15 protein-coding genes are annotated in these 19,036 nt (G+C 67.8%); 10 read left to right on the plus strand and 5 right to left on the minus strand.

The features are described 5' to 3' along the window. Window positions 1–54 precede the first annotated feature (54 nt). Together AC06FA_RS05945 and AC06FA_RS05950 are read right to left on the minus strand one after the other, a co-directional pair. Window positions 55–855 carry an MBL fold metallo-hydrolase gene (locus AC06FA_RS05945; protein ID WP_478067501.1) on the minus strand — a complete coding sequence of 267 codons (801 nt, stop codon included), beginning with the start codon at window positions 853–855 and terminating at the stop codon, window positions 55–57. Window positions 856–864: 9 nt separating this feature from the next. Then, the gene (locus tag AC06FA_RS05950) at window positions 865–1,683 is read right to left on the minus strand and encodes a S1/P1 nuclease (protein WP_478067502.1); all 819 of its coding nucleotides are present in this window, start codon (window positions 1,681–1,683) and stop codon (window positions 865–867) included. A 127-nt stretch (window positions 1,684–1,810) separates the two neighbouring features. On the opposite strand from AC06FA_RS05950, the gene AC06FA_RS05955 reads away from it, so the two are divergent. Then, window positions 1,811–2,938, plus strand: a complete 1,128-nt coding sequence (locus tag AC06FA_RS05955) for a GGDEF domain-containing protein (protein WP_478067503.1) — start codon at window positions 1,811–1,813, stop codon at window positions 2,936–2,938. Window positions 2,939–3,226: 288 nt separating this feature from the next. Here AC06FA_RS05955 and AC06FA_RS05960 read toward each other — a convergent pair whose 3' ends face one another. Further along, complete coding sequence (locus tag AC06FA_RS05960) at window positions 3,227–3,856, minus strand: OmpW/AlkL family protein (RefSeq protein WP_478067504.1); 630 nt, start codon at window positions 3,854–3,856, stop codon at window positions 3,227–3,229. 193 nt (window positions 3,857–4,049) lie between these two features. On the opposite strand from AC06FA_RS05960, the gene gap reads away from it, so the two are divergent. The 8 genes from gap to AC06FA_RS06000 all read left to right on the plus strand — a co-directional run bounded on the left by gap (window position 4,050) and on the right by AC06FA_RS06000 (window position 15,827). Further along, entirely contained in the window at window positions 4,050–5,054 is a 1,005-nt protein-coding gene (gene gap, locus AC06FA_RS05965) for a type I glyceraldehyde-3-phosphate dehydrogenase (RefSeq protein ID WP_019660012.1), read from the plus strand. Window positions 5,055–5,181: 127 nt separating this feature from the next. After that, a complete protein-coding gene (locus tag AC06FA_RS05970) occupies window positions 5,182–7,815 on the plus strand; it encodes a DUF2339 domain-containing protein (protein WP_478067505.1) in 2,634 nt (877 codons plus the stop codon). After that, window positions 7,812–9,188, plus strand: a complete 1,377-nt coding sequence (locus tag AC06FA_RS05975; RefSeq protein WP_478067506.1) for a DUF3999 domain-containing protein — start codon at window positions 7,812–7,814, stop codon at window positions 9,186–9,188. Before AC06FA_RS05970 ends, AC06FA_RS05975 begins: the two co-directional genes overlap by 4 nt. Before the next feature lie 641 nt (window positions 9,189–9,829). Further along, entirely contained in the window at window positions 9,830–11,005 is a 1,176-nt protein-coding gene (locus tag AC06FA_RS05980) for a phosphoglycerate kinase (RefSeq protein ID WP_478067507.1), read from the plus strand. Continuing rightward, window positions 11,005–11,673 (plus strand): HAD hydrolase-like protein, encoded by a 669-nt coding sequence (locus tag AC06FA_RS05985; RefSeq protein ID WP_478067508.1) that lies wholly within the window; start codon window positions 11,005–11,007, stop codon window positions 11,671–11,673. Before AC06FA_RS05980 ends, AC06FA_RS05985 begins: the two co-directional genes overlap by 1 nt. Window positions 11,674–11,986: 313 nt before the next feature. After that, window positions 11,987–13,453 (plus strand): pyruvate kinase, encoded by a 1,467-nt coding sequence (gene pyk / locus AC06FA_RS05990; protein ID WP_478067509.1) that lies wholly within the window; start codon window positions 11,987–11,989, stop codon window positions 13,451–13,453. Between the two features lie 208 nt (window positions 13,454–13,661). Further along, a complete protein-coding gene (locus tag AC06FA_RS05995) occupies window positions 13,662–14,666 on the plus strand; it encodes a class I fructose-bisphosphate aldolase (protein WP_312710356.1) in 1,005 nt (334 codons plus the stop codon). A 120-nt stretch (window positions 14,667–14,786) separates the two neighbouring features. Further along, window positions 14,787–15,827, plus strand: coding sequence for an ABC transporter substrate-binding protein (locus AC06FA_RS06000; protein ID WP_478067510.1), 1,041 nt, complete (start codon window positions 14,787–14,789; stop codon window positions 15,825–15,827). A 6-nt stretch (window positions 15,828–15,833) separates the two neighbouring features. Here the strand turns inward: AC06FA_RS06000 and AC06FA_RS06005 are convergent, their stop codons facing one another. Continuing rightward, a complete protein-coding gene (locus tag AC06FA_RS06005) occupies window positions 15,834–16,430 on the minus strand; it encodes an O-acetyl-ADP-ribose deacetylase (protein ID WP_478067511.1) in 597 nt (198 codons plus the stop codon). 334 nt (window positions 16,431–16,764) lie between these two features. Then, on the minus strand, window positions 16,765–17,724 hold the full coding sequence (cysK, locus tag AC06FA_RS06010) for a cysteine synthase A (RefSeq protein WP_478067512.1): 960 nt from the start codon (window positions 17,722–17,724) through the stop codon (window positions 16,765–16,767). A gap of 207 nt (window positions 17,725–17,931) precedes the next feature. Between cysK and AC06FA_RS06015 the strand changes: the two genes are divergently transcribed. Beyond that, window positions 17,932–18,915: a LysR family transcriptional regulator gene (locus AC06FA_RS06015; protein ID WP_312710361.1), complete on the plus strand. Its 984-nt coding sequence runs from the start codon at window positions 17,932–17,934 to the stop codon at window positions 18,913–18,915. The last annotated feature ends 121 nt before the right edge of the window (window positions 18,916–19,036 follow it).

Genomic DNA, 19,036 nt, shown 5'->3' on the forward strand with positions numbered 1-19,036 from the left:
CGGGCACGTAAACGGTAGCGCCGGGCCATGCCCGGCGCATCCTGACCACCGCCGTCAGGCACCACCCTGGATGTTGGCCTTCACCGCTGGCTGCATCAGCTTCGGTTCGGCCAGGGTGGCATCGCGGGCTTCACGCACGCTGACGAATGCGGCCTCATCCACGCCGTCGTGCACGTGGATGTTGTGCGCGCGCTGCGCGCCGATGGTGGTTTCATTGGCAATCGCGCGCCCACCCGGGCCGTAGTCGTGGCAGACGAACACGCGGGTGGCATCGGGCAGCGCCAGCAGGCGCTGGATCGAACGGTACAGCTGCGCCGCGTCACCGCCGGGGAAATCGCAGCGTGCAGTGCCGCCATCGGGCATGAACAGCGAGTCGCCGGTGAACAGGGCATCGCCGATCAGGTAGGCGATGCTGTCGCTGGTGTGGCCCGGCACGGCGATGATGCGCCCCTGCAGCGTGCCCAGCGCGAATGTCTCGCCATCGGCGAACAGGTGGTCGAAGTGCGCGTCCTGCGCGGGCACGTCCAGGCCATAGCGCGGTGCAAAGGTGGCCTGGACCGCGCGGATGCCTTCGCCGATGGCCAGCGTGGCCTGCGGGAAGCGCGCCTTCAGCCGCCGCCCGGCCGACACGTGGTCGGCGTGGGCGTGGGTTTCCAGCAGCCAGCGCAGTTGCAGGCCCTGTTGTTCGATGGCCTGCAGCAGCGGGCGCACGGGCGCGTCGCTGCTGGCGTCGGTGTCCGGGTCGTAATCCAGGACCGGATCGATCAACGCGGCCTCGCCACTGGCCGGATCGCTGACCAGATAGCTGAAGGTGTTGCTGTCGCGGTGGAAGAAGGATTGGACCTGGACCGACATGGGGCCTCCTCAGCGTGTGCCCAGCACGCGGTTCAGCAGCTGGGCCAGGTTCTCACCGGCCAGCCGCAGCTGCGCCTCGGCCAGCGGACGGTAGCGCGCGGTGTATTCATCGCCGATCTTGTGCGACGCCGGGTAAACGCCCGGTTGCACGGAGATGCGGCAGCTGGCTTCGGCCCAGCTCTGCGGATCGCGCTGCGGGTTGGACTGGCGTGCCAGCTTCGGCGCCGGCAGGGCGCGCAGTACCGGCAGGTAACCGGCGTCATCCAGCTTGCGGGTGTTGAGCATGCCGCTGTCCCACAGCGAATGCAGGTTGGTACCGCGGTTGCCGAACTGCAGCTGGAAATCGTTGCCGCCCTTGTCGTGGCCGTAGCCGGCGTGCATGGGCTGGTGCACGTCGCCCACCAGGTGCACCACGAACTTCAGCGCCTGCAGGCGTTCGCCGTCGGTCAGCTTGCGATCGCCCAGGATCGTGCTCTGCGCCTTCAGGGCTTCGACGATGCAGTTGCCGTTTTTGCAGTGCTTGGGGGCTTGGTAATGGCAGCCGTCTTCGGCGATGTTCACGTAATGCCAGCCTGCCGAGCGGCGGCCCAGGCCAGGGTCCTTGGCGCGTAACTGGTCGGCCCAGGGGGCGATGCTGGCCAGGGTGGCGCCCGGCTCGGTGGCCAGCAGGCGGTCCACTTCGGCGCGGGCCGTGGGGTTCAGGCGGGTGTCGGCCACTTCAGCCACCAGACGGTGGCCTTGTGCGCCCCAGGCATGGGCGGGCGCGGACAGGGTCAGCAGGGCCGGGGCAAGCGCGGCGGCGAGGAGCAGGGAGTGCAGGGCTTTCATCCGCCCATTCTAGCGGCGTGGCCGGGACAGGGAATTGACGCAACGCGGCGCATTGCCGGTGGGGCGCCGCCCACGCCGCGTTGATCCGCTTGCCGCTAGGCTGGCGCGGCCACGCATGGGGACGGCGATGATCACCACCGACAGGCGCGTTACGGCAGTACCGATCGACGAATCCGGGTTTGCCGCCGCCTTCGATGCGCAGGTGCTGTGGCGGATGCGTTGGGCCTGTGCGGTGGCGGCCTGCTTCTCGCTGTTGTTCATTGCGCTGGACCAGCAATGGTTGCCGCCGGATATCGGCGAGGTGGTGCTGCGCTGGCGCCTGGGTGTGCTGCTGCCGGCGCTGCTGGTGGGCGTGGTGATGACCTATCTGCCGGCCTGGCGCCGCCACCAGCAGTACATCGGCGGGGCCATGGTGCTGTGCAGCGGGTTGGCGCTGGTGGCCATGGTGTGGACCGCGCACCACGCCGAAGCCGGCTACCCGTATGAAGGGGTCAGTCTGTTCCTGCTGTTCAATTATTTCCTGTGCGGGCTGCGCTTCAAGGTGGCCACGTTCAATGGCACGGTCATCAGCGCCGCCTTCGTGCTGGCCGAAGTGAACGTGCTGCCCGCCGGGCCGGCCCTGGCCGAGGCGCTGATGTTCGTGCTGGCCACGCACGTGGCGGGCATGGTGGGGTGCTACATCTCCGAACGCCAGGCACGTGCCACCTTCATTGCCGAGCAGCGGCTGGACGCGCTGGCCAATCACGATGGCCTGACCGGCCTGCTGAACCGCCGCGCCTTCGACCGCCGTGCCCGGCAGATCTTCCAGCAGTACCTGCGCACCCCGCACCCGCGCGGCGCACTGCGCATCGCCATGATCGACATCGATTACTTCAAACGCTACAACGATCACCATGGCCACCCCGCCGGCGACACCGTGCTGCACGCGGTGGCCGCCGCATTGTCGGCGCAGCTGCACGACCGGGATTCGGTGGTGGCGCGCTACGGTGGCGAAGAGTTCGTGGCACTGGGCCACTGGCAGCCGGGCCAGCCGCAGTCTGCACCGTTCGAACAACTGCGCCAGCAGGTTCAGGCACTGGCCATCACCCATGCCGATTCCGATGCCGCACCGGTGGTCAGCGTCAGCATCGGCGTGGCGCGCTGGCATGACGATGGCGGCGACACCCTGGAACAGGCACTGGGCCGAGCCGACCAGGCGCTCTACCGCGCCAAGGCCGCCGGCCGCAACCGGGTGGAAGTGGCCGCAGACCAATGAAATCCAATGCCTACTCAACGCATGCGCGCGGATTTTGACTTCGCTGGCACGCGCGCGGAAATGGGGAGGGCGGGGCGGGTGGATTGCTCGGGACCGCAGGCGCCATGGATGGCGCCTACGAGCCTACACGGACGTACTTGCGGCGTGTCCCGAGCAATCCACCCGCCCCGCCCAATCAAAAAAGCCCCGGCACACACACCGGGGCAACATGCTGCGAGCGTCTTTGCTTGGTGGGTTGCTGCTTGAGACGGGGGAGCGGGGGCGAAGCTCCCGCACTCAGAACATTCCTTAGAACTTGAAGACGTACGACACGCCGTACACCAGCGGATCGATGTTCACAGTGCCGATCTTCTCGCCGTCCAGCTTCACCTTGCTGTCGATGTCGATCCAGCGCATGTCCACGCGCAGGGCGCCCTTGTCGCTGATCGCGAAGTCCACGCCGGCATGCGCGGCCAGGCCCCAGGAATCTTCCAGCTTCAGCTTGCTGCCGGCCAGCGCGCCGGTCGTGTCTTCGCTGAAGAACGTGGTGTAGTTCAGGCCGGCACCCACGAACGGGGACACCTTGCCCTTGCTGTTGAAGTGGTACTGCAGGGTGACCACCGGCGGCAGCTGCTTGCTGCTGCCCACCCGGCCCAGGCCATTGATGTTGATGTCGTGCTTGAACGGCAGAGCGGCCAGCACTTCAATGCCCAGGTTGTCGGCAATGAAGTATTCGCCGGTGATGGTCGGCTTCACGTCATTGTCCACGTCCACCTTCAGGGTGCCGCCGGCCAGCGAACCGTTGTTGGACTTCGGTGCGACCTGGTGGACGCCGGCCGACACGGTCCAGTCGCCCTTGGACTGGGCCATGGCCGGGGCGGCGGCCAGCGACAGGGCGGCGGCCAGGCTGGCCAGGATCAGGGGGGAATGCATGCGCATGGGGGTGTTCTCGTTGCGGGGTTGATGGGGCCAGTTTCGGCCTCACGCCGCGCTAACGCTTTGATCCGGATCAAATCCCCGCCGCGGCCCGGGCCGGCCGGGCGTCTGGCCCACGGTGGTCAGGTCCGGTTTGCTAGACTTGGGGGCCCTATCCATCCCGCCGCACCTGTCGCGGCCGCAGGAGCTTGAGAACATGGCAATCAAGGTTGGTATCAACGGTTTCGGTCGCATCGGGCGTAACGTCCTGCGCTCGGCGGTGCTGAACTTCGGCGACGACATCGAAATCGTGGCCATCAACGATCTGCTGGAGCCGGACTACCTGGCGTACATGCTCAAGTACGACTCCGTGCACGGCCGCTTCAAGGCCGACGTGGCCGTGCAGGGCAACGACCTGCTGGTGAACGGCAAGAAGATCCGCCTGACCCAGGAACGCGATCCGGCCAACCTGAAGTGGGACGAAGTCGGCGCCGACGTGGTGCTGGAAGCCACCGGCCTGTTCCTGACCAAGGAAACCGCGCAGAAGCACATCGATGCCGGTGCGAAGAAGGTCATCATGTCCGCACCGTCCAAGGACGACACGCCGATGTTCGTGTTCGGTGTGAACGACAAGACCTACGCCGGCCAGGCGATCATTTCCAACGCGTCGTGCACCACCAACTGCCTGGCCCCGCTGGCAAAGGTCATCAACGACAAGTGGGGCATCAAGCGTGGCCTGATGACCACCGTGCACGCGGCAACCGCCACCCAGAAGACTGTTGACGGCCCGTCCAACAAGGACTGGCGCGGCGGCCGTGGCATCCTGGAAAACATCATTCCCTCGTCCACCGGTGCGGCCAAGGCCGTGGGCGTGGTCATTCCGGAACTGAACAAGAAGCTGACCGGCATGAGCTTCCGCGTGCCGACCTCGGACGTCTCGGTGGTCGACCTGACCGTGGAACTGGAAAAGGAAGCCACCTACGCCGAAATCTGCGCCGAAGTGAAGGCACAGAGCGAAGGCGCGCTGAAGGGCATCCTGGGCTACACCGAAGACAAGGTGGTGGCCACCGATTTCGTCGGTGAAACCCACACCTCGGTGTTCGATGCCGACGCCGGCATCGCCCTGGACGGCACCTTCGTCAAGCTGGTGTCGTGGTACGACAACGAGTGGGGCTATTCCAACAAGTGCCTGGAAATGGCCAAGGTCGTCGCGGCCAAGTAAGGCCCGCGAAGATCGCCGAACGAACCCCGGCCTGGCCGGGGTTCGTCGTTTATGCGGCCCGGGCATGCCGTAGCATGGCGGGGTCGACCGCTGCCGTTGGGGCGCGGGTGCGGAGGAAAGACACGCAATGGAAGCCTTGATCGTTCTGGCGGTACTGGCGCTGCTGGCCATCCCGCTGCTGCTGGTGGTGGCCCTGGTGATGATTGCCGGGCTGCGCCGCCGCGTGGCCGTGCTGGAACAGGCTGCTGCCACGAAGCCTGTGGTGTCGCCTGCGGAACCGCCAGTGGCCGAGCCCGTGCCGCGTCCGACAGCGCCCGTCATGGCCGAAGCGCCAGCGCCTGTCGTCGTCGCTCCCGTCGCGCCCGCGCAGACTGCCGTGCCGCCGCGCAGACCCGCACCGCCGCCGCCGCTACCGCCTGAGCCCGTGCTGCCGCCACTGCCGGCCGAGCCGGCACTGCCCAACGTCATCGAACGCGCGGCCGCCGCCGTCAAACGCTGGTTCACCGAAGGCAACGTGCCGGTGAAGATCGGCATGCTGGTGCTGCTGGCCGGCGTTGCGGCGCTGTTGAAGTACGTCAGCGACCAGGGGTGGCTGGTGGTGCCCATCGAGCTGCGCCTGGCCGGCATCACGGTGGCCGCGCTGGGTCTGCTCGGCTTCGGCTGGCAGCAGCGCGAGCGCCGCCGCATGTTCGCCCTGGCGCTGCAGGGCGGGGCGATCGGCGTGCTGCTGCTGACCGTGTTTGCGGCATTCAAGCGCTACGAGCTGCTCAATGCCGGGTTCGCCTTCGGCAGCTCCATCGCCCTGGTGGCGGGGCTGTGCGTACTGGCGGTGCTGCAGAATTCGCGCACGCTGGCCGTACTCGGCATCCTGGCCGGCTTCATGGCGCCGCTGTGGCTGTCCACCGGCAGTGGCAACCATGTGGGCTTGTTCAGCTACTACGCGGTGCTCAATGCCGGCATCTTCGCCATCGCCTGGTTCCGCCCGTGGCGCGCGCTGAACCTGCTCGGCTTCGCCTTCACCTTCGGCATCGGTACGTTCTGGGGCGTGCTGCAGTACCGGCCGGAGCAGTTCGCCAGCACCGAACCGTTCCTGCTGCTGTTCTTTGCCTTCTACCTGCTGATCCCGCTGCTGTACGCACGGCGCCAGCCGGCCGCGCGGCGTGATCTGGTCGATGGCAGCCTGGTGTTCGGCACCCCGCTCGTGGCGTTCTCGCTGCAGGCCGGCATGCTGCACACCCAGCCGATGACCCTGGCCCTGTGTGCGCTGGGGCTGGCCGCGATCTATGCGGTGCTGGCCCGTGCGCTGCTGGCGCGTGCGTCGTACACCGTGCTGGCGCAGTCGCATGCGGTGCTGGCGGTGGGCTTTGCCACGCTGGCGGTACCGCTGGCGCTGTCGGCGCGTGCCACCGGCGCGGTGTTCGCGCTGGAAGGGGCGGGCCTGGCCTGGCTGGGGCTGCGCCAGCAGCGTTGGCTGCCGCAGGTGGCTGGCGCGCTGCTGCAGCTGGGCGCGGCGTTCGCCTTCGTGGTGGGCGCCGATTACTGGCACGGCGATGGCCGCTTCCTGTTGAACCCCACGGCCATTGGGGCGCTGCTGCTGGCGCTGGCCGGGTTCGCCTCGGCATGGAGCTACCAGCAGCGCAGCCGCCATGACGTGGCGCTGGTCTATTACCTGTGGGGCCTGCTGTGGTGGTTTGGCGGGTTTGCCCATGACATCGCGCGCTTCCTGCCGTTGCTGTCGCAGGCCGACGCGCTGCTGGTGCTGGTAGCCGTGACCGGCTGGCTGGCCGCCGAAGTGCAGCACCGTCGCCCCGCGCGTGCGCTGGGCCTGACGGCGCTGGGTATGCTGGCGCTGGCCTTCCCGGTGGCGCTGTGGCAAAGCGATGCCCATCACCAGCCGTTCGCAGGTTACGGCGCGCTGGCCTGGGCCGTGTTCGCGGTGCTGGGCGTGCGTTCGCTGCTGTGCCTGCGCCGCGGCGAAGGCTGGGTGGCTTCCCTCGCCCAGTTCCTGTGGCTGCTGCTGTGGCCGACCTTGCTGTCATTGCTGGCCCTGTGGGGCGGTGATGCTGCGGCGCTGGCGCAGGGCTGGACCACCCTGCTGGTCGCCCTGCCGTGGTTGCTGCTGGCGGCGCTGTCGCTGTGGCGCTGGCAGACATTGAGCTGGCCGCTGGGCGAGGCGTTTGCGGGCGCACGGTCGCCGTTGCAGACCCTGGTGTTTGCGCTGCTGGGCGTGGCCTGGGTGGCGGCACTGCTGCAGCCGGGCGATGCGGCACCGTTGGCCTGGCTTCCCGTGCTGAACCCGGCCGAGCTGACGCAGTGGCTGGGGCTGCTGCTGGGCGCTTACTGGCTCTACACCGCCGAGGCGCCGATCGAACTGCGGAAACTGCGGGTTCCGCTGCTGGCCGTGGTCGGCTTCGTCACCCTCACCAGCACCGTGCTGCACGGCGTGCACCACTGGGGCGGGCTGCCGTGGAACAGCCGCATGGCCCATTCCAGCCTGGCCCAGACCAGCCTGACCGTGCTGTGGAGCGTGCTGGGCGTGATTGCCTGGGTGTGGGGCTCCAAGCGCGGCCAGCGTGTGCTGTGGATGGTGGGCGCAGTGCTGATGGGCGTGGTGCTGGCCAAGCTGGTGCTGATCGACCGCCAGCACCTGGGCAACCTGCTGGGTATCGCATCGTTCATTGCCTACGGCCTGCTGTGCACGGTCGTGGGCTATCTGGCGCCGGCCCCGCCGGCGGCGCCATCCGTGGAGAAAGGCGCATGAAACTCTGGAGCGCGGCGGTGTTGCCGCTGCTGTTGGCTGTCACCGGCAGCGTGGCCGCACAGGCGACCGATTACCGCCAGCATTACGCCGAACAATGGCCGTTGAGCCTGTCCAGCGCGCAGTCCGGTGCCTACCGGGTGGTGCTGGAACCGGCCATCTATCGCCGCGCGGGAACGGCCGACCTGGCCGACCTGCAGGTGTTCAACGCGGCCGGGCAGGCACTGCCGTCGGCGCTGCTGGCGCCGGACCAGCCGTTGGCGCAGGCACCGGTACAGCGCGAACTTCCGTGGTTCGCCCTGCCGCCGCTGGCAGACGCACAGCGCAACGATCTGCAGCTGCTGACCGAGCGCGACACCGATGGCCGCGTGCGTCGGGTGGAAGCGCGCGTGGGCGCTGGCGCGGCTGCGAGCGGGCAGGGCGGCTGGCTGGTCGATGCCAGCGTGCTGGGCCAGCAGCCACTGGCGGCGCTGGTGCTGGATTGGGCCGACAGCGGCCAGCCACTGCAGGCGCAGGTGCAGGTGGATGCCAGCGACGATCTGCAGCACTGGCGCGCGGTCGCCCGCGATGTACCGCTGGTGGACCTGCAGCGCGCCGGCAAGCGCCTGCTGCAGCGTCGCCTGCAGATTGATGGCACCACCCGCTACCTGCGCATCCTGCCGCAGGGCAGTGCCGCCCTGCCGGTGCTGCGCAGCGTGCTGGCCGAACTGCCGCCGGCACCGGCCACGGTGCCCTGGGAATGGGTGCCGCTGCAGCCGCGCACGCAGGGCAAGGGCGAATTCACCTTTGAGCTGGATGGCCGTTTCCCCGTTTCGCGCGCCGATGTGGCCAGCACCGGCAACAGCCTGGTGCAGTGGACGCTGTACAGCCGCGATGATGCCGATGCCGAGTGGCAGCGCCGCAGCGCGCCGTGGATCGCCTACCAGTTGCAGCAGGGCGCGGCAGGCCAGCGCCAGCAGTCGGCCTCGCAGCCGCTGGCGGGCACCTGGCGCGATCGCTACTGGAAGCTGGTGGCCGATCCCGCGCAGACCGGCGGCACGCCGACGCTGCGCCTGGGCTACCAGCCGGAAGTGATGGTGTTCCTGAGCCAGGGCGCTGCGCCGTATGCATTGGCCGTGGGCAGCGCCACGGCACGTCGCGCCGAAGCACCGATCACGGTGCTGATCGAAGAGCTGCGCCAGCGCAACGACCCGGCCTGGCAGCCCACGCTGGCACGTTTCGAAGGCAGCCCGGAAGTGCTGGCTGGCGAGGCGGCACTGCAGCCGCAGCGCGACTGGAAGGCATGGTTGCTGTGGGCGTTGCTGGGGCTGGGCGTGCTGGTGGTTGGTGGTCTGGCGATCAGCCTGCTGAAGCAGAAGCCCGCGCCTTCGGCGTAGTGTCCTGCCAACGGCGCAGCCCCTCGTGGGTGGTTGGCTGGTCGCGTAGAGCAGAAGCCGCGCTTGGCCGGGCGGGTGGACTGGGCAGGGGACGCCGCAAGTACGTCCTTGTAGGCTTAGCCGCGCCATCCATGGCGCGGATACCCCTGCCCAGTCCACCCGCCCGGCCTCTGACAGTTTCCGGGGGCGGCCACCCACGGAAAAGAAAAAAGAAGAGCAAAAGCAAAAGCAAAAGCCGGTCGCGCGCTGCGCGCACTCGCTGCGGGGTCGGATCCGTTTTCCGCAGGAAAACGGCCCCGACCCCTTCTTTCCCCACCCGACATCAGAAACCGCTCTTGCTTCGGCCGTTGCCGTCCGCTCCGCCCATGAACCTGTCGAGGCCGGGGCGGTGTGGGCTGGCAGGGGTGTCCGCGGCATGGATGCCGCGGCCAAGCCTACAAGGACGTACTTGCGGCGTCCCCTGCCAGCCCATACCGCCCCGGCCCACCCACAGCACCAAGAAGCGCCAGCGCTTCAGCTCTGGCTCTGGCTTCGGCAGTTGCCGCGCGCTTCTGCCTGCCGCAGGCATCGGCCCCCCACCACCCGATACAATGGCCGTCTGCCGTACACCGGCATCCCGTCCCTGAGCCAAAGAGTTGCCCATGTCCATCGTCCGCATGACCGACCTCGACCTCTCCGGCAAGCGCGTGCTGATCCGCCAGGATCTGAACGTGCCGATCGAGAATGGCCGCATCACCTCCGAACAGCGCATCACCGCCTCGCTGCCGACGCTCAAGCGCGCGCTGGAACAGGGCGCCGCGGTGATGGTCACCTCGCACCTGGGCCGTCCGAAGGAGGGCGTGTGGAGCGAAGCCGATTCGCTGGCACCGGTTGCTGCGCGCCTGTCCGAGCTGCTGGGCCGTGACGTGCCGCTGGTGCGTGACTGGGTGGACGGCGTGGACGTGCAGCCGGGCCAGCTGGTGCTGCTGGAAAACTGCCGCATGAACGTCGGCGAAGGCAAGGATGACGAAGCCTTGTCGAAGCAGTACGCCGCGCTGTGCGATGTGTTCGTGATGGATGCCTTCGGTACCGCACACCGCGCGCAGGCCTCCACCCATGGCGTGATCCGCTTCGCGCCGGTGGCCGCTGGCGGCCCGCTGCTGATGGCCGAACTGGACGCGCTGGCCAAGGCGCTGGACGCTCCGGCCCAGCCGCTGCTGGCCATCGTGGCCGGCAGCAAGGTCAGCACCAAGCTGGAACTGCTGGCCAATCTGGTCGGCAAGGTGGACCAGCTGATCGTGGGCGGTGGCATCGCCAACACCTTCATCGCCGCAGCCGGCTACAAGGTGGGCAAGTCGCTGTACGAACCGGACCTGCTGGATACCGCCAGGAAGATCGTGGCCGATGCGCAGGCACGCGGCGCGGCCATTCCGCTGCCGGTGGATGTGGTCACCGCCAAGCAGTTCCTGCCCGACGCCGCTGCTGAAGTGAAGGCCGTCGATGCCGTGGCCGAAGACGATCTGATCCTGGACATCGGCCCGCAGACCGCGGCGCAGTACGCGCAGCTGATCGCGCAGGCTGGCACCGTGGTCTGGAACGGCCCGGTGGGCGTGTTCGAGTTCGAGGCCTTCAGCAAGGGCACCGAAGCGCTGGCGCGCGCGATCGCCGGCTCCAAGGCGTTCTCCATCGCCGGTGGCGGTGACACCCTGGCGGCGGTGGACAAGTTTGATATCGCCGGCGATGTCAGCTACATCTCCACCGGTGGCGGCGCGTTCCTGGAATTCCTGGAAGGCAAGACCCTGCCGGCGGTGGCCGCTCTGGCCGCGCGCGGCAACTGATGTCCGGCCAGTCGCAACCGATCGGGGAAGGGCGTGCCACGCTCTTCTTCGACATGGATGGCACGCTGATCGATTCGGAAGTGGGCATCACCACCTGCATCGCCTACGCGCTGCAGAAGATGGACTACCCGGTGCCGCCGCAGGAAACCCTGCTGGGCTGGATCGGCCCGTCGCTGCGCGCCACCTTCACCCCGCTGTTCGGCGACGCGCAGCGGGTGGAACAGGCGGTGGCGCTGTACCGCGAGCGCTTCGATGTGGAGGGCTGGCGCGAGCACACGGTCTACCCGCAGATCGAAGCAACCGTGCGTGCGCTGCATGCACGCGGTCATCGCTTGGCCGTGGTGACCGCCAAGAACGAGGTGCATGCCCGCCGTATCGCCGAACATCTGCCGTTTGGCGATCTGTTCGACGAGGTGATCGGCTCCACCCCGGATGGCTCGCGCAGCAGCAAGCCGCAGCTGGTGGGCGAAGCCCTGCAGCGGCTGCAGCTGGACCCGGCACAGTGCTGGATGATCGGCGACCGCCGCATGGACATCGAAGGCGCGCGCTTCCACGGCGTGCGCAACGTCGGTGTGCTGTGGGGGTTTGGCGGCGAAGCCGAGCTGACCGAGGCCGGCGCGGGGCATCTGGCCCGTGAACCGGCGCAGCTGCTCACCCTGCTGGCCTGACCGACCCAGGGGTCGGATCCCTCTCCCAGGGAGAGGGCTCTGACCCCGTTCCCCGCTAGGGGTCGGACCCCTCTCCCAGGGAGAGGGCTCTGACCCCGTTCCCCGCCAGGGGTCGGATCCCTCTCCAAGGGAGAGGGCTCTGACCCCTCTGTCCGGGCCCCGTACAACGGCAGGAACCGGTTACATCCATTCCCTGTCCGGGCACTGTCCGCTCCATGTCCCGAAGAGTCAGGCGCCGCAAGGGTGTAACCGTATACATGGGGCGTGAAGGATGTGCTAATTTCCCCCCTTTCACGGGAGAGGCCCATTCACCATGTTCGAGCGTCAGCGTCGCACCAAGATCCTTGCCACCCTCGGTCCGGCGACCGACCCGCCGGGCGTGCTGGAGGATCTGTTCCGCGCCGGCGTGAACGTGGTGCGCCTCAACTTCAGCCACGGTGACCCGTCCGGCCAGGCCAAGCGCGCCGCCGACGTGCGCGCCGCCGCCGCCCGCGTGGGCGTGGAAGTGGGCATCCTGGCCGACCTGCCGGGCCCGAAGATCCGCATCGAGCGCTTTGCCGAAGGCAAGGTGTTCCTGAAGGCCGGTGACCGTTTCGACCTGATTGCCAGCGAAAGCGCCGGTCCCGGCGATGCCAGCCAGGTGGGCGTGAGCTACCTGGGGCTGCCGCAGGACGTGGGTCCGGGCGATGTGCTGCTGCTCGATGACGGCCTGATGCAGCTGCAGGTGGTGGAAGTGCAGGGCGATCGCATCATCAACACCGTGCTCAACGACGGCGCCCTGTCCGACCGCAAGGGCCTGAACAAGCAGGGCGGCGGGCTGTCGCTGGGCGCGCTGACCGAGCGCGACAAGGAACTGATTGGCATCGTCGCCAAGATCGGCGTGGACTTCATCGCCGTCTCGTTCTGCCGCAATGCGCAGGACATGAACGATGCGCGCGACATCGCCCGTTCGCACGGTTGCGACGCCGCCCTGGTCTCGAAGATCGAGCGCACCGAAGCGATCGAGAACCTGGAAGAGATCGTCGAAGCCAGCGACGTGGTGATGGTGGCCCGTGGCGACCTGGGCGTGGAAATCGGCGATGCCGAGCTGCCGGGCCTGCAGAAGAAGATCATCAAGGCCTCGCTGGCGCAGAACAAGGTGGTGATCACCGCCACGCAGATGCTGCAGTCGATGGTGGAAAGCCCCATTCCGACCCGCGCCGAAGTGCTGGACGTGGCCAACTCGGTCATCGACGGTACCGATGCGGTGATGCTGTCGGCCGAAACCGCCGCCGGTGCCTACCCGGTGAAGGCCGTGGAGGCCATGGCGCGCATCTGCCTGGGTGCCGAACGCCAGTTCCAGACCGAAACCGACTTCAACGCCTCGCCGCGCAACCTGGAACGTGCCGACCAGGCCATCGCCATGGCCACCATGTTCCTGTCCCAGCACGTGGGCGTGCGCGCCATCGTGGCGATGACCGAATCCGGTGGCACCGCCCGCTACCTGTCGCGCTTCCGCGCCAAGGCGCCGGTGTTCGCGGTCACCCGCCACGACGGCGCCCGCCGCCAGATGGCGCTGATGCGCGATGTCTACCCGATCAACTTCGACAGCCGCGGCCTGACCCCGCGCGAAGCCGCGCGTGGCAGCATCCGCCTGCTGGTGGAATCGGAACTGCTGCAGGCCGGTGATCGTGTCGTGTTCACCAGCGGCGAGCACATGGAAACCCTGGGTGCCACCAACACCCTGCGCCTGCTGGAAGTGGGCGAAGACGGCCGCGCCAGCGGTCTGGGCGATCTGTAAGCGCAGCCGCCGGGCCAGGGTCAGAGCCCCTTCGGGGATCTGACCCCATCGCGCACAGGGTCAGATCCCCGAAGGGGCTCTGACCCGAGGTCGCAGGACAGCAATTGTCCTGGGCACATCTGGAATCGTTTCCATCCTGTCCTCCACGTCGGGGCAACGGATGGCGGGGCTATAATTGCGTTTTTCCCGCACCCGCCACAGGAAATACATGAGCATCGAACAGCTGGCCGAAACCGCCCAGGCCATGGTCGCCCCGGGCAAGGGCATCATCGCGATCGACGAATCCACCGCTACCATCGCCAAGCGTTTTGCCAGCGTCGGTATCGAGAACACCGAGGAAAACCGTCGCGCCTACCGCGAGCTGCTGCTGACCACGCCGAAGCTCAACGAGCACATTTCCGGCGCCATCCTGTACGACGAAACCATCCGCCAGGCCACCAAGGACGGCGTGCCGTTCGCCAAGTACATGGCCGACCACGGCATGATTCCGGGCATCAAGGTGGACAAGGGTGCGCACCCGCTGGCCGGCTGCCCGGGCGAGCTGGTCACCGAAGGCCTGGATGGCCTGCGCGAGCGCCTGCAGGAGTACTACAAGCTGGGTGCCCGCTTCGCCAAGTGGCGCGCGGTCATCAACATCGGCGACAACACCCCGTCGGGCACCTGCATCGAATCCAACGCCCACGCGCTGGCCCGTTACGCAGCCCTGTGCCAGGAATGCGGCCTGGTGCCGATGGTCGAGCCGGAAGTGATCATGGACGGCGACCATGACATCGAAACCTGCTACGAAGTGACCGAAGCCACCCTGCGTTCGCTGTTCGACGCCCTGTACCAGCAGAACGTGCTGCTGGAAGGCACGATCCTGAAGGCCTCGATGGTCATCTCCGGCAAGGGCTGCGATGAGCAGGCCGACGTGGAAGAAGTGGCTGAATCGACCGTGATGTGCCTGAAGAGCACCGTGCCGGCCATCCTGCCGGGCGTGGTGTTCCTGTCCGGTGGCCAGAGCGACGAGCAGTCCACCGCCCACCTGAACGCCATGAACCAGCTCGGCAACCTGCCGTGGCCGCTCAGCTTCTCCTACGGCCGTGCCATGCAGCAGGCCGCGCTGAAGCTGTGGGCCAAGGACATGAAGGGCAACTACGCCGCCGCACAGAAGACCGTGTTCGAGCGCGCCAAGGAAAACGGCCTGGCCGCACTGGGCAAGTGGAACGGCTGAGCCGCGCCACCGCCTGGGCAGTAAGGGACGCCGGCCTTGTGCCGGCGTCTTCATTTGCGGGTATCGTTGCGCTCCAGCGGGTGCCGTATCGGCGTCCGGTTTCCAGGGAAGGAGCAGCGCATGCGCAAGACCGCCATCGTGATCGCCATGGCCACGGCACTGACCGTGGCCGGTTGCAACCGCCTGCCAGGCAGCAGCGCCGAGGCGGGCAAGGTCCCGCCGCTGGCGCTGGACAAGCCGCTGTCCGGTGAGATCACCGCACGCAGCGCACTGAACTACAACGACGGCAGCCACTACCAGGTCTACGCATTGGCGCTGCAGGACAAGCAGCGGGTCGGCATCAAGCTGACCGGCACGCTCAACGGGTCGATCAGTGTGTTCGACAACGGCACCCTGGTGGCCAGCAGCCGCAGCGGCTATGAAAGCGGCGATGAAGTGTCCGTGGCCTTCCGCGCCGACGGCAGCGGCACCTACCAGGTGGCGGTGAGTGCCGATGGCCCCGATGCGTTCGGGCCGTTCCGGCTGCGCGCCGACGCGCTGGAGCCCTATGACGGCAAGCCGATCGTCGGGGCCGGTCGCATCGACGACCTGCTGCTGGACGAACGCCAGGAGTACACCCTGAAGGTGGACAGCCCCGGCCTGTATGAAATCCAGCTGCGTTCAGACGCGTTCGATACCCTGTTGTCGCTGGAAGGCAATGGCCAGGAAAGCGAGAACGACGACGGCGGCGAAGGCACCAATTCCCGCCTCACCCTGCCGCTGCAGCCGGGCGAGTACACCCTCACCGTGCGCGGTCTTGGCGACGGCGACCAGGGCGCCTTCAGCCTGGAGGCCACGCGCAGTGCCATGCCGGCCAACCTGGTCGACACCGATGGCACCGCGCTGCCGCGCAACGGCAGCGTGTACACGCTGCTGGAAGGCGAGGGCCGCCGGCGCTTCCTGCTGACCCTGGACGCGCCGGCCGAGGTGCAGCTGGATGCGGTGTCCAGCCAGGTGGACACCGTGCTGCGCCTGGTCGGTGGCGATATCGAGCGCAGCGATGATGACGGTGGCAATGGAACCGACGCGCGCCTGCAGGAAACGCTGCCTGCAGGCCACTACACCGTGGATGTCAGCAACCTGAGCGAAACCAGCGGTCTGGTCGAGATCAAGGTGCGCTAGTCGCGCTCAGTGCGCTGCGGCGAAGCCAGCATCGCCTACCGGCGGTAGTGGCAGGATGCGTTCGGCCTCCACGGCCTGGCCGGCCGCGGCCAGCGCCTGCTGGTAGGCCTTGGCGGTGGCGGTGTTGAAGGCCACCAGCACGATGCGCATCGGCTGCGCATGGCTGCGCTGCCACGCCAGCGTTTCGGTCACTGCCACCTGCGCCGCCTGGTACAGCGGGTAGCCGTACACGCCGCAGCTGATGGCCGGGAACGCGATGGACTGCACGCCCAACGATTCGGCCATCTGCAGCGATTTCCAGTAGCAGTTGGCCAGCAGTGCCGGTTCGTCGCGCTGGCCGTCGTGCCAGACCGGGCCCACGGTGTGCAGCACGTGCCGCGCGGGCAGCGCGTGGCCGGCCGTGGCGCGGACTTCGCCGGTAGGGCAGCGCACGCCCGGGCGCAGTTGCGGCAGTTGTTCGCATTCCTGCAGCAGGCCCGGGCCTGCCGCACGGTGGATCGCCCCATCCACACCACCGCCGCCCAGCAGTGATTCATTGGCCGCGTTGACGATCGCATCCACCGCCAGGGTCGTGATGTCGCCCTGCCACACTTCGATCTTCATGCGTCCGTCTCCTGCCTGTCGGTTGTTCCGCGCATCCTCCGCGCTGGCTGTACCCACGGTAGGGCACAGGGCATGGATGCTGCGTCATGACCGTCTCACAACCTGCGATCCGGTCTTCACGCACGATGGCGGCAATTACCTTCACGCAGGCTGAAGCAGAAAGGGGTCAGAGCCCTTTCCCTGCGGGAAAGGGATCCGACCCCGCGAGTGGTTACGGCAGTAGAAAGGGGTCAGATCCTTTTCCGCATGGAAAAGGCTCTGACCCCTGTTGTTGCCCTACGTCGGTGGGGTCAGAGCCCTTTCCCTGCGGGAAAGGGATCCGACCCCGTGTCCGTTACGGCAGGCCGGCCAGCCAGTCGTCGTCGGACCCTTCGTTCACATCGGCAAACAGCGGGGTGGAGAAGTAGCGCTCGCCGGTGTCCGGCAGCATGGCCAGGATCACCGAGCCGGCTTCGGCGCGGTTGGCCACATCCAGCGCGCTGGCTACGGTCGCGCCGGCCGAGATGCCCACGAACAGGCCCTCCTCGGCGGCCAGGCGTCGCGCGGTGGCGATCGCGCGCTCGTCTTCGACCGTCAGCAGTTCATCCACCACATCGCGGTTCAGCACATCGGGCACGAAGTCCGGGGTCCACCCCTGGATCTTGTGCGGCTTCCAGTCGTCGCCTTTCAGCAGCGCCGCGCCCGCCGGTTCGGTGGCCACGATGCGCGTCTGCGGGCGTGCCACCTTCAGCACTTCGCCCACCCCGGTGAGCGTGCCGCCGGTGCCCCAGCCACTCACGAAGTAGTCCAGGCGCTTGCCGGCGAAGTCGCGCAGGATCTCTGCCGCGGTGGTGTTGCGGTGGTAGGCCGGGTTGGCCGGGTTGGCGAACTGGCTGGCCAGGAACCAGCCATGTTGTTCGGCCAGCTCGCGCGCCTTGCGCACCATGCCGCTGCCGCGTTCGGCGGCGGGGGTCAGGATCACCTTGGCGCCGTAGGCGCGCATCAGCTTGCGGCGTTCGATCGAGAAGGTTTCCACCATGGTGGCCACGAACTTGTAGCCGCGTGCGGCGGCCACCATGGCCAGGGCCACGCCGGTGTTGCCCGAGGTGGCCTCCACGATGGTGTCGCCGGGCTTGAGCAGGCCGCGCGCTTCCGCGTCCAGGATGATGGCCAGCGCGAGGCGGTCCTTCACCGAACCACCGGGATTGAAGGATTCAACCTTGGCGTACAGGGTCACGCCCTGCGGCGCCAGGCGCTGCAGCTTGACGATGGGGGTGTTGCCGATGGTGTCGAGGATGGAGTCGTACAGGGCCATGGAAGCGCTCCAGAAGCAGGCCGCGCCGGGCTGCGGCGGGCGGAAGAGGGGAGGGCTGGCCGTCCAGGCCAGCGGCTGCCGGCTGACCGTAGCGCCGGCATATGACACCCGGAAATGACCAGATACCTTTCTTAAACAACGTTTGGTTATAAGCTGGTGACGGAAATTGACCCTAGAGTGGACCTCCGCCCCCGCCGCCTGCCCGCCATGACGCTCACCCAGCTGCGCTACCTGGTTGCCATCGCCGATGCCGAGCTGAACATCACGCTCGCCGCCTCGCGCGTGCATGCGACCCAGCCTGGTCTGTCCAAGCAGCTCAAGCAGCTGGAAGACGAGCTGGGTTTCCTGTTGTTCGTGCGCAAGGGGCGCAGCTTGGAATCGGTCACCCCGGCCGGTACCGAGGTCATCACCCGCGCCCGCGCGGTGCTTTCCGAAGCCAACAACATCCGTACCTATGCGGCCAACCAGCGCCGCGAAAGCCAGGGCCAGCTGATCCTGACCACCACCCACACGCAGGCGCGCTTCGTACTGCCGCCGGCGGTGGCGGCAATCAAGCAGGCCTACCCGCAGGTAAGCGTGCATCTGCAGCAGGCCGGCGAAGCCGATGCGCTGGACCGGCTCAACCAGGGTGATGCGGACATCGCCATCATCAGTACTGCCGGCAGCGAACCGACCGACGGCATTGCCGTGCCGTTGTTCCGCTGGCGCCGTCTGGTGGTGGTGCCCAAGGGCCATCCGCTGGACCGCGCCGGTCGCGCGCCGGACCTGGCGGCGTTGGCGCGCCAGCCGTTGATCAGTTACGAATCGTCCACGCGACCGAATTCATCGCTGCAGCGTGCGTTCGCCGCGCAGGGGCTGGTGCCCGACCTGGCACTGACCGCGCTCGATGCCGACCTGATCAAGACGTATGTGCGCACCGGTCTGGGCGTGGGCCTGCTGGCGGAGATGGCGGTCAGTGCCTACGACGAAGATCTGAAATCGTGGCCGGCACCGGCGCCGATCACCGAATGCATTGCCTGGGCGGTGCTGCCGCGTGATCGCGTGCTGCGCGATTACGCGTTGGAACTGGTGCACGTGTTGGCGCCGCAGATTGACCCGCGCGACCTGCGCCGAGTGCTGGACGGCAACCAGGCCGCCGCGTGGCCGCAGCCGCCCACGTGGGAATCGCTGACCCAGACCATCACCGTCTGAGGGGTGGGGCGTAGCAGGGCTGCGCCCTGCACCTGCTCAACGTCAACGTCAACGTCAACGTCAACGTCAAAAGCGGGCTATCCGTGGGTTGGCGGGGCGGTGTCGGAGTGCGGGGACGCCG

It is taken from the genome of Stenotrophomonas sp. Steno-C17, from assembly GCF_056393165.1.

What these genes read in the sequence shown, in the direction of transcription:
- AC06FA_RS05945 (WP_478067501.1), bottom strand. Translation starts at nt 855, where the DNA reads ATGTCGGTCCAGGTCCAATCCTTCTTCCACCGCGACAGCAACACCTTC.
- AC06FA_RS05950 (WP_478067502.1), bottom strand. Translation starts at nt 1,683, where the DNA reads ATGAAAGCCCTGCACTCCCTGCTCCTCGCCGCCGCGCTTGCCCCGGCC.
- AC06FA_RS05955 (WP_478067503.1), top strand. Translation starts at nt 1,811, where the DNA reads ATGATCACCACCGACAGGCGCGTTACGGCAGTACCGATCGACGAATCC.
- AC06FA_RS05960 (WP_478067504.1), bottom strand. Translation starts at nt 3,856, where the DNA reads ATGCGCATGCATTCCCCCCTGATCCTGGCCAGCCTGGCCGCCGCCCTG.
- gap (WP_019660012.1), top strand. Translation starts at nt 4,050, where the DNA reads ATGGCAATCAAGGTTGGTATCAACGGTTTCGGTCGCATCGGGCGTAAC.
- AC06FA_RS05970 (WP_478067505.1), top strand. Translation starts at nt 5,182, where the DNA reads ATGGAAGCCTTGATCGTTCTGGCGGTACTGGCGCTGCTGGCCATCCCG.
- AC06FA_RS05975 (WP_478067506.1), top strand. Translation starts at nt 7,812, where the DNA reads ATGAAACTCTGGAGCGCGGCGGTGTTGCCGCTGCTGTTGGCTGTCACC.
- AC06FA_RS05980 (WP_478067507.1), top strand. Translation starts at nt 9,830, where the DNA reads ATGTCCATCGTCCGCATGACCGACCTCGACCTCTCCGGCAAGCGCGTG.
- AC06FA_RS05985 (WP_478067508.1), top strand. Translation starts at nt 11,005, where the DNA reads ATGTCCGGCCAGTCGCAACCGATCGGGGAAGGGCGTGCCACGCTCTTC.
- pyk (WP_478067509.1), top strand. Translation starts at nt 11,987, where the DNA reads ATGTTCGAGCGTCAGCGTCGCACCAAGATCCTTGCCACCCTCGGTCCG.
- AC06FA_RS05995 (WP_312710356.1), top strand. Translation starts at nt 13,662, where the DNA reads ATGAGCATCGAACAGCTGGCCGAAACCGCCCAGGCCATGGTCGCCCCG.
- AC06FA_RS06000 (WP_478067510.1), top strand. Translation starts at nt 14,787, where the DNA reads ATGCGCAAGACCGCCATCGTGATCGCCATGGCCACGGCACTGACCGTG.
- AC06FA_RS06005 (WP_478067511.1), bottom strand. Translation starts at nt 16,430, where the DNA reads ATGAAGATCGAAGTGTGGCAGGGCGACATCACGACCCTGGCGGTGGAT.
- cysK (WP_478067512.1), bottom strand. Translation starts at nt 17,724, where the DNA reads ATGGCCCTGTACGACTCCATCCTCGACACCATCGGCAACACCCCCATC.
- AC06FA_RS06015 (WP_312710361.1), top strand. Translation starts at nt 17,932, where the DNA reads ATGACGCTCACCCAGCTGCGCTACCTGGTTGCCATCGCCGATGCCGAG.